The sequence below is a fragment of the Marcopretia estuarina LEGE 06307 genome (assembly GCF_056633115.1).
In genome coordinates, this window is sequence record NZ_JBSJOY010000003.1 from 102,995 (window position 1) to 115,636 (window position 12,642).

At 69.8% G+C, this 12,642-nt stretch carries 16 protein-coding genes; 7 read left to right on the top strand and 9 right to left on the bottom strand.

The genetic code is table 11. The features are described 5' to 3' along the window. Window positions 1–34: 34 nt before the first annotated feature. The 8 genes from ACWJI3_RS08085 to sppA all read right to left on the bottom strand — a co-directional run bounded on the left by ACWJI3_RS08085 (window position 35) and on the right by sppA (window position 4,804). Window positions 35–580: a YceD family protein gene (locus ACWJI3_RS08085; RefSeq protein WP_480203417.1), complete on the bottom strand. Its 546-nt coding sequence runs from the start codon at window positions 578–580 to the stop codon at window positions 35–37. After that, a complete protein-coding gene (yidC, locus tag ACWJI3_RS08090; RefSeq protein ID WP_255099761.1) occupies window positions 577–1,716 on the bottom strand; it encodes a membrane protein insertase YidC in 1,140 nt (379 codons plus the stop codon). Before yidC ends, ACWJI3_RS08085 begins: the two co-directional genes overlap by 4 nt. A 90-nt stretch (window positions 1,717–1,806) precedes the next feature. Further along, window positions 1,807–2,259, bottom strand: coding sequence for a PH domain-containing protein (locus tag ACWJI3_RS08095; RefSeq protein WP_094510327.1), 453 nt, complete (start codon window positions 2,257–2,259; stop codon window positions 1,807–1,809). After that, window positions 2,256–2,642 (bottom strand): ribonuclease P protein component, encoded by a 387-nt coding sequence (gene rnpA, locus ACWJI3_RS08100; RefSeq protein ID WP_255140603.1) that lies wholly within the window; start codon window positions 2,640–2,642, stop codon window positions 2,256–2,258. The genes ACWJI3_RS08095 and rnpA overlap by 4 nt, the downstream gene beginning before the upstream one ends. Window positions 2,643–2,679: 37 nt before the next feature. Beyond that, entirely contained in the window at window positions 2,680–2,817 is a 138-nt protein-coding gene (rpmH, locus tag ACWJI3_RS08105) for a 50S ribosomal protein L34 (RefSeq protein ID WP_006170261.1), read from the bottom strand. A gap of 68 nt (window positions 2,818–2,885) precedes the next feature. Further along, the gene (locus ACWJI3_RS08110; RefSeq protein WP_315855840.1) at window positions 2,886–3,524 is read right to left on the bottom strand and encodes a DUF2808 domain-containing protein; all 639 of its coding nucleotides are present in this window, start codon (window positions 3,522–3,524) and stop codon (window positions 2,886–2,888) included. Window positions 3,525–3,614: 90 nt separating this feature from the next. Next, a complete protein-coding gene (aroH, locus tag ACWJI3_RS08115) occupies window positions 3,615–3,995 on the bottom strand; it encodes a chorismate mutase (RefSeq protein ID WP_094510324.1) in 381 nt (126 codons plus the stop codon). After that, a complete protein-coding gene (sppA, locus tag ACWJI3_RS08120) occupies window positions 3,992–4,804 on the bottom strand; it encodes a signal peptide peptidase SppA (protein ID WP_094510323.1) in 813 nt (270 codons plus the stop codon). The genes aroH and sppA overlap by 4 nt, the downstream gene beginning before the upstream one ends. Before the next feature lie 53 nt (window positions 4,805–4,857). Between sppA and ACWJI3_RS08125 the strand changes: the two genes are divergently transcribed. From ACWJI3_RS08125 to ACWJI3_RS08135, 3 genes are read left to right on the top strand one after another with little or no spacing between them, the layout of a single operon-like run. After that, window positions 4,858–5,820, top strand: a complete 963-nt coding sequence (locus ACWJI3_RS08125; protein ID WP_094510322.1) for a DMT family transporter — start codon at window positions 4,858–4,860, stop codon at window positions 5,818–5,820. Next, window positions 5,817–6,968, top strand: a complete 1,152-nt coding sequence (locus ACWJI3_RS08130; RefSeq protein ID WP_255099764.1) for a glycosyltransferase — start codon at window positions 5,817–5,819, stop codon at window positions 6,966–6,968. Before ACWJI3_RS08125 ends, ACWJI3_RS08130 begins: the two co-directional genes overlap by 4 nt. Window positions 6,969–6,993: 25 nt before the next feature. After that, a complete protein-coding gene (locus ACWJI3_RS08135) occupies window positions 6,994–8,862 on the top strand; it encodes an ArnT family glycosyltransferase (protein ID WP_480203418.1) in 1,869 nt (622 codons plus the stop codon). On the opposite strand, the gene ACWJI3_RS08140 is transcribed toward ACWJI3_RS08135, so the two are convergent. Continuing rightward, a complete protein-coding gene (locus tag ACWJI3_RS08140; protein ID WP_094510321.1) occupies window positions 8,856–9,380 on the bottom strand; it encodes a DciA family protein in 525 nt (174 codons plus the stop codon). The genes ACWJI3_RS08135 and ACWJI3_RS08140 overlap by 7 nt on opposite strands. Before the next feature lie 81 nt (window positions 9,381–9,461). Between ACWJI3_RS08140 and ACWJI3_RS08145 the strand changes: the two genes are divergently transcribed. Genes ACWJI3_RS08145 through ACWJI3_RS08160 form a run of 4 tightly spaced genes read left to right on the top strand, consistent with a single transcriptional unit; the run spans window position 9,462 to window position 12,641 of the window. Beyond that, window positions 9,462–10,235 carry a PspA/IM30 family protein gene (locus ACWJI3_RS08145; protein ID WP_094510320.1) on the top strand — a complete coding sequence of 258 codons (774 nt, stop codon included), beginning with the start codon at window positions 9,462–9,464 and terminating at the stop codon, window positions 10,233–10,235. Between the two features lie 43 nt (window positions 10,236–10,278). Continuing rightward, window positions 10,279–10,632 carry a thioredoxin gene (trxA, locus tag ACWJI3_RS08150; RefSeq protein ID WP_233132710.1) on the top strand — a complete coding sequence of 118 codons (354 nt, stop codon included), beginning with the start codon at window positions 10,279–10,281 and terminating at the stop codon, window positions 10,630–10,632. After that, window positions 10,619–11,833 (top strand): aminotransferase class I/II-fold pyridoxal phosphate-dependent enzyme, encoded by a 1,215-nt coding sequence (locus ACWJI3_RS08155; RefSeq protein ID WP_480203419.1) that lies wholly within the window; start codon window positions 10,619–10,621, stop codon window positions 11,831–11,833. Before trxA ends, ACWJI3_RS08155 begins: the two co-directional genes overlap by 14 nt. Window positions 11,834–11,861: 28 nt before the next feature. Further along, window positions 11,862–12,641, top strand: coding sequence for a biotin--[acetyl-CoA-carboxylase] ligase (locus ACWJI3_RS08160; protein WP_094510454.1), 780 nt, complete (start codon window positions 11,862–11,864; stop codon window positions 12,639–12,641). The last annotated feature ends 1 nt before the right edge of the window (window position 12,642 follow it).

Genomic DNA, 12,642 nt, shown 5'->3' on the forward strand with positions numbered 1-12,642 from the left:
GGAAGGGAGCGGCGACGTGGGGCATGGGAGCGGATCAGCGGAGCTCACGCAACCGCGCCCAGCGCGGGTCGATCCCAGCACCATCCTGGGAAGCGGGATCGGGGATCGGGGCCGCGTCGTGGGTGCCCCAGCTGGCAGGCCCGGGGCAGTCGGGGCCGCAATGGTTGCGCAGGGGCCATTGCAGGCTGAGCTGCTCGAACAGCCAATGGGCGGGATCGAAACTGCCCTGGGGATCGAGGCGCTCGCAGGGGCCATCGAGCGGGTCGTCATCTGGCTCGCTCGGTTCAGCCTCGCCGATCCAGAGCGGTTCACGCTCCTTGAAGGCGATCGGCTGGTTGTAGTGGCGCAGGCAGCGGTCGCAGCAGAGGGTGATGATCGTGTGAGCCGCACCGCTCACCTCCAGCACGCTGCCGCCATGCAGGGCAGTGATCGTGCCCCGCACCGGCGTGAGGGTGGTGAGGGCCGGCAGATGCTGGTCGACCTCCCAGTGACACCCCTGGGGCATCAGCCGCAGCTGCTGCAGGGGGATCGGCTGCAGCGGCACCGCCTGCGGAGGGTGGGAGGGGCCGCGCTGCGTCACTTCTTGCTCTTGGGCTCAAACGGCAGCCGGTCGAGGGAGGCGGCGCCGCTGGAGGCCACCGACACGGTCTGCTGAGCAAGCTGCTGGTCAAGAATCTCCTGGAGGTTGTCCGGAAGGGCTTCGCGGGTGAGCAGGAAGGTCTGCAGGCCCTGGAAGATGTTCGCCACCACCATGTAAAGCAGGACGCCGGCGGGCAACGGGAAGAACAGGAACATGCCGGTGATCATCACGGGCGTGATCTTGTTGGCGGTGGACTGCTGCGGGTTCGGCGGCATGCCCATGCCCGAGAGGATCTGGGAGACGAACAGGCTGGCGCCGAAAGCTCCCACCAGGATGGCGATGTCCCAGTTGATCGCCCCATCGGTGTAGAAGCCCACCTGACCGAGCGCCTTGATGAACAGGAAGCCGCTGCGGGCTGCCAGGCCGGGCACCTTGGCCTCCACCGTGGCGTCACCGGTGCCGATGGCCGTGATCCTGCCGTCGTCGCTCACCGCCACCACGCCATCGCCTTTGGTCACCGACCAGGTGGGCAGGAAGGCCGAACCGTTCTCCACATCGGCGAGGACGGAGGTGAACGGCTTGCCGTCACGGGTGTGCAGCTCGATCTGGGCCGTGTCGCCGACGCCGAGCTTGGTGCCTTGCTCAAGGCTGGCAACCACTGGCACGTGGCTGGTTTCGGTGATGAAGATCGAATGGCTGGCGCTGTTGAACGGCTTCGCTTCCACCGCAGCGATCTGGTCGGCGGGGAGCACCTTGAGGTTCAGGGTGTAGGGCACATCGGCGAAGGGGGACCCCCGCAGGGTGGCGAACAGGGCGAACAGGATCGGCATCTGAACCACCAGCGGCAGGCAGCCAGCCAGCGGGCTGCCGAACTCCTTCATCAACTTGCCCAGCTCTTCCTGCTGCTTCTGGGGGTTGCTGGCGTAGCGCGATTTGATCTCCGCCTGACGCTTCTGCATCACCGGCTGGGCGATGCGCATGCGGCGGGCACTGCGGATGGAACCGGCGCTCAGCGGGAAGAGCGCCAGCCGGATCACCACGGTGAGCGCGATGATGGCCAGCCCGTAGCTCGGCACCAATCCGTAGAAGAAATCGAGGATGGGGAGCAGCAGGTTGTCGGAGATGTAGCCGATCACAGCGGGGTGGGGACGGGGGGAAGGATCTGATCGGCCCAGTGTGCCCGACCAATGGGGCGGTGCGAGCGCACCGGGAGGGAGTGGGGGGCGTCAGGCCGTGGCCAGCTGGGCATCGCCGAATCCCTTCGTTCCTGCTGCGGCGCTGGTCTTGGCTGCCATGCGCTCGAGGATGTAGGCCTCTGTTTCGCGGAAGCGGGGCACGGAGCGCATTTCAAGCTTGGCGCCATCGTTGAGCACCAGCACCATGTCGCCCCAGGCGCCGAAGCCGCGGGGCACCGAGCGCAGCTCGCGGATCTGGCTGTACACCACCTGGCTGCGGTCGCGGCCCAGCCAGCCACCGCTCACGGAGATGCGCCGGCTGGTGATGCGGAAGCGCAGCCAGAGCGCACGCACGATGGCCCCCACGGCGAAGGGGATACCGATCAAGGTGAGACCGAGCAGGAGGTTGAAGATCAGATCGCCCTTGGCCGGACCACCCTCATAAAAGACGGGTTCGGGAATGGTGGGGATCACGGGGAGACCATCGGCCGGGGTACCGCTCATGGGCTCAGACCTGCCTTGCGAAACAGCTCCGCACATTCTCCCAGCAAGGCCTCGGTGTCCGCGTCCGCACTGCCCGGCTTGAGGCTGAGCAGCAGCCAGAGGGCACGGCCGGAGGGCTGGGGGCCGGCACAGCGCTGGTGGAGCCAGGTGTGAAGCTGGCGCCGCAGCTGATTGCGCCGCACCGCCAGCTTGCTGACCTTGCTGCTCACCACCACGGCACAACGCCAGCGGCTGGGCGGGTGTGGGCCACCGGTGCGCAACAGGGCGGGGTCCGCCTCAGTGACGCGCAACACCAGGAGCGATCCATGCACCCTGCGGCCGCTGCGGTAGAGGCGGTCGAAGGCCCGGCGGCTCCGCAGCCTCAGCGCGGCGGGCAAGGCCATGGAGAAGGGCCTGAACGGCCTGGCGAAGGGAATCGGATCAGACGGCCAGGCGGGCGCGGCCGCGGCGGCGGCGGGTGCGGATCACGCGGCGGCCGGTGTGGGAGCGCATGCGCACCCGGAATCCGGAGACGCGCTTGCGTTTGCGGCTGGTTCCTTCGAGGGTGCGCTTCGTCATGGTGCCGCTCTGGGTCTTGCTTGTGGTCGATTGGCCAACTTATCAGGCAGGTGCCCGTGGGCCCGGGCTCAGTTGTTGGTGGGGTCGATCTGGATCAGCCAGCTGCCCAGGTAGCCGGCAAATGGCACATCCCCTGGCGCCTGTGCCAGGGCATTGAACTGATACATGCCCGTGTTGAAGGGATTGAACAGGTTCATGTACACCCCGATGGTGATGTCGTCGGGGATGGGGCGGTCAGGGAAGATCTCGATCGCCTTGCCATTGGCGTTCACCTCGATGGTGGCGGGGATCTGCTCCTTGCAGCGGGTGCGCGACATCACACCGCCTTCCTGCATCACGCAGAGCTTGAGGTCCTTGGGATTGATCTTGGTGTCGAAGGTGGCAGGCACGGCCACGGTGAGCTTGAGAATGGCCGTGTTGCGGTCTTTGGGCCTCAGGATCAGGTAATACTCCGAGCGCTTCAGCCGTGCCGTCTCGGTCATGAAGAAGTAGAGCTTGCGGTAATCCCGGTTGTTGTCCCAGCGGAATTCCAGCAGGCCCGGCGTGCCCTGGGAGCGGGCTGCGGGCACATCGCCGATGGTGGCCGCCAGGGCCGTGCCGGCCAGGGCTAGAGCCAGCGCAGCGCCGGCCCGGGAGAATCGCCGCCGCAACGGGCTCACCGGACGCGCCGGACGGGAGCGGAGCGGGCCGAGCAACGGAAGGGTCATTGGGACGGGGGTGGGGGCCGAAAGGCTGTGGGTGCATTCTCCCTCCCCTGTTCCGGCGGTTCAGCCCAGGCGGGTGCAGCGGCCGAGCTGTCAGTTATGACCGGATCTGTCCGGACGCAACCGGGCTGCCTCGCGCAGGTACGGATGGGCCGGAGGGCGGGAGGCCTCCATCCAGGCGTGGGCCAGCAGCCGGATGCAGCGAGGAAGGTCGCCGGTCACCGCCATCTGCTGGCAGTCCAGCAAAGCCACCGCGTCCCAGCCGGGGTAGCGGCGGGCGATCGCCGCAGGGAAGCAGGCGTTCAGGTCGGGGGTGACCGAGAAGGTGACCGAGAGCACCTGCGGGCCCTCCAGGCCATTGCGGGCAATCAGGGCGTCGAGCAGCTCGGCCACTGCCTCGGCGATGGCCGCGCTGGTGTTGGCCTCGACGGTGATTGCGGCCCGCAGCGCCCGCAGCGCAAGTGGCTGGTTCATGGCCGCCAGAGCCAGAGCGGCTGGCCGCTCCAGGCCAGTTCCAGGCTGAGCGCCTGGTGGAGGCCGGCGAAGAGGTTGCGGCCTGGCAGGAACGACAGCACCCGCTTGGCGGGCTTGCCGAAGGTAGTGGGACGCACCTCCTGTTCATCGAGGCCTGCCAACCGGGCCGCCAGCCGGCGGGCGGTGTCCTCGTCGCCCAGTTCATCCACCAGGCCCAGCTCAAGCGCCTGAGCGCCCGTGAACACCCGCCCATCGGCGAAGCCACGCACCACTTCCTCACTGAGGCACCGACCGGTGGCGACCGCCGCCACGAACTGGTCGTAGCTGGAATCAATCAAGCCCTGCAGCAGGCTGCGCTCCTCGGTGGTGAGGGCGCGGTCGGGGGAAAGGATGTCCTTGTAGGGGCCGCTCTTGACCGTCTCGAAGCTGATGCCCACCCGCTCAAGCAGGCGGGAAAGGTTGTTGCCCCGCAGGATCACGCCGATCGAGCCAGTGATCGTGCCCGGATTGGACACAATGCGCTCCGCCGCCACCCCCACGTACACCCCGCCGGAAGCGGAGATATTGCCGAAGCTGGCCACCACTCGGCAACCCTTGTCCCGCAGGCGGAGCAGGGCGGCGTGGATCTCCTGGCTGTCGCCAACGGTGCCACCAGGGGTGTCGATGCGCAGCAGCAGGGCCGGGCATTCCCGTTCCTCCACCTGGCGCAACGCCTTGAGCACCCGCTCGCGCGTGCCCCCGGCGATCGGTCCCTCGATCACGACGCGGGCCAGGGTTTTGCGGGACTTTCGGCGCCAGGGCCAGGGCATGCGCTGCGGCACGTAGTGGCTGGATCTTAAAAAGGTTGTTGGCGGCCGCTCCGATGACTCCCGTTTTCCGTTGGCTGCCGATGCTGCTTCCCTTCGCGCTGTGGGGAACGGCGATGGCGGCGATGAAGCCGCTGCTCGCCCACAGCGGGCCGCTCACGCTGGCCTGGATGCGTCTGCTGCCCGCCGGCGTGGCCGTGCTGCTGGCCGCCGTAGCGCTGCGGCGCCCGCTCGGGGTGGATCCCGCCGACCGGCTCTGGCTGCTGGCCTTCGCGCTTGTGGACGGCACGCTGTTTCAGGGACTGCTGGCGCGCGGGCTGGAGGGAACCGGCGCCGGGCTGGGCTCGGTGCTGATCGATTCGCAGCCGCTGCTGGTGGCGCTGCTGGCCCGTGCCCTGTTCGGCGAAGCGATCAACCCGGTGGGCTGGCTCGGCCTGTTGCTGGGGCTGGCCGGCATCCTCTGCCTGGGCTTGCCGGCGCCGCTGCTCCAGCACTGGTGGCTGGAGGGTCCCATCAGCTTCGGGGTGCGGGCCTGGAGCCACGGCGAGCTCTGGATGCTGGGCGCCGCCGTGGCTATGGCGGTGGGCACGGTGCTCTGCCGCTTTGCGATGCGGCGCAGCGATCCGGTGGCCATCACCGGCTGGCACATGGTGATCGGCGGGGTGCCGCTGCTGATCGGTGCTGCACTGGGGCCCGCCCTCGATCCGGCGCTGCCGCCCTTCTGGCCGACCTGGACCCTGCAGGAATGGGGCTGGATGGCCTACGCCAGCCTCCTGGGCAGCGCCCTGGCCTACGGCCTGTTTTTCTGGTTCGCCAGCAGCGGCGATCTCACCGGCTTTTCGGCCCTCACCTTCCTCACCCCGGTGTTCGCCCTGCTCTGCGGTCTGCTGCTGCTGGATGAGCACCTGCGCCCGCTGCAGTGGCTGGGGGCCGCCCTGGCGATGGTGTCGGTGCTGCTGATCAACCGGCGCCGCCAACTGTGGGTGCCCGCCAGCGCCACACCGGAGCCGGCCCCATGAGCACGGGTTTGCGGCTGTTGCTGGTGAGCACGCCGGTGGGCACGCTCGGCAGTGGCCGGGGTGGGGGCGTGGAGCTCACCCTGGCGGCGCTGGTGGCAGGACTGGGCGGGCGCGGCCACCGGCTCACGGTGCTAGCCGGTGAAGGTTCCCGGCTGCCCCCCGGCAGCGGGGTGGTGCAGCTGTGGACCTGCCCCGGCCACGACCAGCCCAGCTGGCAGCACCAGAGCCACGACAGTGCCGTGCAGATCCCTGCCGACGGCCTGCTGCCGGCCCTGTGGGACCGGGTGCTGCAGGAGCAGGGCAGCTTCGATGCGGTGCTCAACCTGGCCTACGACTGGCTGCCTCTCTGGCTCACGCCCCACTGCGCCACGCCGCTGTTCCATCTGGTGAGCATGGGCTCGGTGGCGCGGGTGATGGATGCGGTGATCGCCGATGTGGCGCGTCGCTGCCCGGGGCGGCTGGCCTTCCACACGCGCTCCCAGGCGGCGGATTTCGACCTGCCCGGCCCGCCGCTGGTGCTGGGCAACGGTTTCGATCTGACGGCTTATCGCTTCCGCGCCGAGCCCGACCCGGAAGCCCCCCTGGGCTGGGCCGGTCGCATCGCTCCGGAGAAGGGGTTGATCGACGCGGCGCGGGTGGCCGCCGGGCTGGGCCGGCGCTTGCTGGTGTGGGGGGTGGTGGAAGACGCCGCCTACCGGGAAGCGGTGGAGGCGGCGGTGCCGGCCGGCACCGTGCACTGGCGCGGCTTTCTGCCCACCGGGGAGCTGCAGGCGGAGCTCGGCGGCTGCCGCGTGTTCCTGAACACGCCGAAATGGAACGAAGCCTTCGGCAACGTGGTGGTGGAGGCGATGGCCTGCGGTGTGCCTGTAGTGGCCTACCGCCGTGGCGGCCCCGGCGAGCTGGTGGAGCCCGGCATCAACGGCCTGCTCGTTCCTCCCGACGACCTGGAGGCGATGCAGGCGGCCGTGCTTGCCGCCGAAGGCCTCGACCGGCTGGCCTGCAGGCACTGGGTGGAGCGCCATGCCTCGCGGGAGGCATTCGCAGGGCGCGTGGAGGCCTGGCTGCTGGCCGGTCTGGAGCCAGGCTCCCCCGCCGGTCATTCACTACAAGGTCAAACGGCGGGCCGGACGCCGGACGCCGGGACGTAGGTTTCCCACGATCGTTCCGCTGCTCGTGCCCCCTGCCAACCCGCCGGCCGCGGTTCGTCGAGGCAAGGGCTGGCGGCTTGCGCTCCTTGTCACGGCAGTGCTCGGGCTGGGGATCTTCGTTCTGCAACTCGGCGAGGCTGGGCTGGTGGACGAAACGCCACCGCTGTTCGCTGGCGCCGCCCGGGCGATGGCCGAGACCGGCGACTGGCTGACCCCGCGGGTGAACGGACTGCCCCGCTACGACAAGCCGCCGTTGATCTATTGGCTGATGGGGCTGGTGTACGCCCTGCCGGATCACGCCCGCTTCGACCCGCTCGGCAGCTGGGCCGCCGGCCTGCCGTCAGCCCTCTCCAGCATCGGCGTGATGCTGGCCCTCTGCGCCACCCTGGTGCGCTGGCCCCAGCCCAGCCTGGGCCCGGGGGGAGAACGGCTGCCCCGGCGGCCTGCCCGCAGCGCCGTGGTGGCGGCCCTGGCCTTTGCGCTTTCTCCGTTGGTGCTGCTGTGGGGGCGCATCGGCGTCAGCGATGCCCTGCTCAGCGGCTGTCTGGCCGTCAGCCTGCTGCTGCTGTGGCAGGCCTGGGCCGACCCCGGCCGCCCCTGGTGGCCAGGCTGGCTGGTGCTGGGCCTGGCGGTGCTGGCCAAGGGGCCGGTGGCTGTGGTGCTCGCCGGCCTCACCCTCGTCGGCTTCGGGTGGCATCAGGGCAGTCTGCCGGCCCTCTGGGCACGGCTGAAGGCCGGGCGCGGCCTGGTGATCACAGCGCTGGTGGCCGTGCCCTGGTATGCCGCGATGCTGGTGGTGGAGGGGCAGCCCTTCTGGGACAGCTTCTTCGGCTACCACAACCTGCAGCGCTTCAGTTCGGTGGTGAACGACCACCTCCAGCCCTGGTGGTTTTTCCTGCCGGTGCTGGTGATCGCCAGCCTGCCATTCACACCGCTGCTGCTGCTCGGCCTGAAGCGTGGCCTGGCCAGAACCCCGAGGGCGCCCCAGCACTCCTTGCGCAGCTTTGCCGCCTGGTGGTTGCTGGCTGTGCTGGTGTTCTTCACCATGGCAGCCACAAAACTGCCGAGCTACTGGCTGCCTGCCACCCCGGCGGCGGGCCTGCTGATCTCCCTGGCGGCCCAGGACGGCGAAAGCGGCAGGCGGGACGGCGAAGGGCGTGGCGCTGGGGCCGGCCGCTGGTTCCTGCTCGCCCAGGCCGCCACCGTGCTGCTCACCACCACGGTGGCGGTGGCGCTTTGGGTGTCCAACACCTGGATACCCCTGATCAAGGATCCAGAGATGCCCACCCTGACGGCGGAGCTCACCGCCAGCGGGTTCGTCGAGAGGGCAGCCCTGTTCTGGACCCTGGCGGCCCTGGTCGGCCTGCTCTGCCTGTGGCGGGTGGTGCCCGGCTGGCTGCTGGGGCTGCAGCTTCCCTTGGTGGCATTCCATCTCTTCGCCCTGCTGCCGCTATGGCAACTCGGTGATGGCGTGCGGCAGCGACCGGTGCGAGAAATGGCCGCCAGCGTGCAGCGGGAGATCCGCCCCAGCGAGGCCCTGGCGATGGTGGGGGTACTCAAGCCTTCGCTGCACTACTACACCGGTCGAGTGGTGATCTACGAGGGGATTTCCGTCGATGGCATGGTGAACCTCAGCGATCGCCTGCGCCACGAGCAGCGCGAGGGGCAGCAGCCCAGTACCCGCGCCGAGTCCCCCACCGTGCTCGTGGTGATCGATCACAACACGAGCCAGCTGCCCTACTGGCGCGCCGTTCAGGGGGAAGAGCTTGATCGCGCCGGCATCTACCGCCTCTGGCGCGTGGACCGCGCGCGGTTGGAGAGCGCCGCCGCGGCGCTGGTGAACAGGGGGGCAGGCCGTCCTAGCTGGCGGGATCCAAGGCCGGAGCGCTATTGAGCGCCGTCCTGGCGCACGCAGAAGCTGCAATGCCCCCAGCGCTTCAGTTCACCAGCTGGAGCGGGTGCGCCGCAGCGGGGGCAATCGGTGAGGCCTTGCACATCGATGCGGCTGGGGTGGGCAGCCCAGACCTCTGCCTCACTCTCGCTGCCAGCGCTGGCGGCGGCGGCTGGGTGGTGGTGCTGAAAGCGCAGATCGCGGATCTGGAAGCCCGCGCCCCGCAGCGCTCCCAGCAGCTGATGGCGGTTGAAGCGGAGCGCCTGCAGCCACTGCGGGTGGTTCGCCCCCACCCACAGCACCCCGGCCTGCAGCGACAGGGGGCGGCAATGGGGCGCCAGCTGAGCACCCGCCACCTTCGGCCAGGCCTGCCACAGCGCCGCCAGGCTGCCGTTGCGGCGCCACTGGGCAGAGAGGGCGGTGAGACAGGTGCCCACCGCGGTGGCAGGCCGCCGCTGCGGCGCCACCAGCACCTGCAGGGAGCCGAAGCGACGGGTCTGGTCGCGGGGGGCGATCGCCATGGGGCCAGGTTAGGTGCGGGCAACCGGCGGAGCCAGGGCCGCCCGCCACCGCTACCCTCGGACGTGCCCCCTCCATGATCCATGGGCTTCTTCGATCGGCTCAGCCGCCTGCTGCGGGCCAACCTCAACGATCTGGTCAGCAAGGCGGAGGATCCGGGCAAGATCCTGGATCAGTCGGTCGCGGACATGCAGTCCGACCTGGTGAAGCTGCGCACGGCCGTGGCCACCGCGATCGCCAGCCAGAAGCGCATCCAGAATCAGGCGCAGCAGGCGGAAGCCCAGAGCAAAACCTGGTACGAGCGGGCCGAGCTGGCGCTCAAGAAAGGCGAGGAGGATCTGGCGCGCGAAGCGCTCAGCCGCCGCAAGACCTATCAGGACACCGCCACCGCGCTCAACAACCAGCTCTCCAGCCAGGCAGGCCAGGTCGACGCGCTGAAGAAGAGTCTGCTGGCACTGGAAGGCAAGATCGCCGAGGCCAAGACCAAGAAGGACATGCTCAAGGCCCGCTCCCAGGCGGCGCAGGCCCAGGAGCAGTTGCAGAGCGCCGTCAGCGGCTTGGGCACCAACTCCGCCATGGCCGCCTTCGAGCAGATGGAGGAGAAGGTGCTGCAGCAGGAGGCCCGCAGCCAGGCCGCGGCCGAGCTGGCCGGCGCCGACCTGGAAAGCCAGTTCGCCTCCCTGGAGGGCAGCGAGGTGGACGACGAGCTGGCCGCTCTCAAGAACCGGCTGGAAGGCGGCCCTGCCGCCACCCCCCTGCTGGCCGCCGACAGTCCCACCCCCCTGCTGGAACCCGTGAAGGCCGCGGAAGTGGATGCCGAGCTCGAAGAGCTCAAGCGCTCAATCGACAAGCTCTGAGCTCCGGCGGTGCGGCAGGATCCCCGCCAGGGGATTCCTAGACTTGGACTCTCCCGATCCCTGCTCGTTCCCTCCCGTGGCCGTTGCCCAGTTCACCGACGCGAACTTCGCCTCCGACGTGCTTGAGCGGCCCGGCGCGGTACTGGTTGACGTCTGGGCCAGTTGGTGTGGCCCCTGCCGCCTGATGGCGCCGCTGATGGAGGCGGCCGCCAGCGATTACGCCGGGCGCCTGGAGGTGGGCAAGCTGGAGGCCGATGGCAACCCCAGCGTGCGCGATGCCCTGAAGATCCAGGGGCTACCCACCCTGATCCTGTTCAAGGGCGGCGAAGAAGTGGCCCGCCATGAAGGGGCGATGGCCCGTCCACAGCTCAACGCCTTCCTTGATGCCCATCTCTGAGCGGGTCGCCCGCCTGGGCAGCGGAGTCTTCGCCCGCAACGATCAACGCAAATCCGACCACCGGCAATACTGCAGCGCCCTGAGCGCTGCCGATCCCAGCAGCAGCCCCGCGCCGCTGCTGGATCTCTCGCTCGGCTCCACCGATCTGCCGCCGCCGCCGCAGGCGCTGGCGGCCATGGCGGCGGCACTCACCGAGCCGGGCAGCTCCTCTTACTGCCTGCACGCTTCCACGCGTCCGTTCCGGGAGGCGGCTGCCGCCTGGGCCCGGCGCCGCTTCGATGTGGCCGTCGATCCTGACAGCGAAGTGCTGCTGCTGGTGGGCTCGCAGGAAGGCACCGCCCACCTGCCCCTGGCCGTGCTTGACCCGGGCGACCGCGCCCTGCTGCTGGATCCCTTCTACCCCTCCCACCGCGGCGGCCTCGAGCTGGCAGGTGCGCGCTCCCTGCTGCTGCCCCTGCAGGCCGAGCAGGGCTGGCGGCCGCCGTTCGAGCAGGTGCCCTCCAGCCAGTGGGAGCAGCTCAAGCTGATGGTGCTTGGCTATCCGCACAACCCCACCGCCACCACGGGCGAACAGGCCTGGCTGGAGGAAGCGGCCGCACGAGCCGTGCAGCACGGCTTCGTGTTCGCCCACGACAACCCCTACGTGGACCTGGCCTTAGAGGGCGAAGCGCCCGCCTTGCTGCGCAGTCCGCACTGGCGCCAGTGCGGGATCGAATTCTTCTCGCTCTCCAAAAGCTGGTGCCTGGGCGGCTTCCGGCTCGCCTTCGCGATCGGTGCCGCCCCCTTGATCACCGCCCTGCGCCAGGTGAAAGGAGTGGTCGACTTCAACCAGTCGCTGGCGTTGCAGGCCGGGGCGATCGCCGCCCTGGAGCAGGCGCCGCAGTGGCCGCAGCAACTGCGTGCCACCTACCGGGAGCGCCGCGACCGCATGATGGGGGCGCTCGAGGCCCAGGGCTGGCCGGTGCAGCGGCCCTCCATGGCCCTCTACCTCTGGCTGGAGCTGCCGCCCGTGGCCCGCGCCATGGGCTCGGAAGCCTTCTGCGCGGCCCTGCTGAAGGGCAGCGGTGTGGCGCTCACCCCGGGCAACGGCTTCGGCGACGGCGGCGAGGGGTGGGTGCGGCTGGCGCTGGTGCATCCGGCGGCGGAGCTGGAGGCCGGCGCGGTGCGAATCGGGAACTGGCTGCGTTCCTTCTCCGGGTGAGGTGGTCGCTGGCTGGCCGCACCGGCCCATGATCGGCCGCATCGCCGCTGCCCGACGCGAGCTGCAGCTGCGGGAGGGGTACCTCGCGCCACCTCTGCCCTGGAGGCTGGCGATGGTGCCGGTATGCGGGAGCACGGAACGGCTGCTCGATCAACGAAAGGCAGGGTGGGGCTCCGGGCCACTGGCACTGCTGGCGCAGCGGCAGCGCTTCGGCCATGGCCAGCAGGGTCGCCCATGGGTCTCGCCCCACGGTGGGGTCTGGTTGAGTGCGGCGCTGCCGTGGCCGCCTCAGGGGGCTTCCCTCGCCATGGCGGCGGCCGTGGGTCTGGCGCTGCAGCTGGAGGCGCTAGGGCTGGCGCCCACGCTGAAATGGCCGAACGATCTGCTGCTGCACAACTGCAAGGTGGCGGGACTGCTGCCACGGCTGCGCCTGCGCGGCGGCCGCATCCAGGCGGCCCGGGTGGGCATCGGCCTCAACGGGGAGAACCCTGTACCGGCTGGGGCGATCAACGTGCGCCAGGCGCTGGCGCTCAGCGGCCAGGCTCGACGGCAGGGAGCCGATGCCATCCGCCTGGCAGCCCGGGTGCTGCTGGCGCTTGACTGGGCCGTGGCGGCGGCCGTTGAACCGGAGCGGGTGTGGCAAGAAGCCGACAGGCGACTGCATGGCCGCGGTCAACCCTTGCTGTGGCAGGGAGAGACCTGGATGGTGGCCGGGCTGGCCCGCGACGGCGGCCTGGAACTGCGACGTGGCGCGGAGTGCACCATCGTGCGCCGCCGCTTCGCAGAACTGTCGCCCCAGGTTGCCTAAG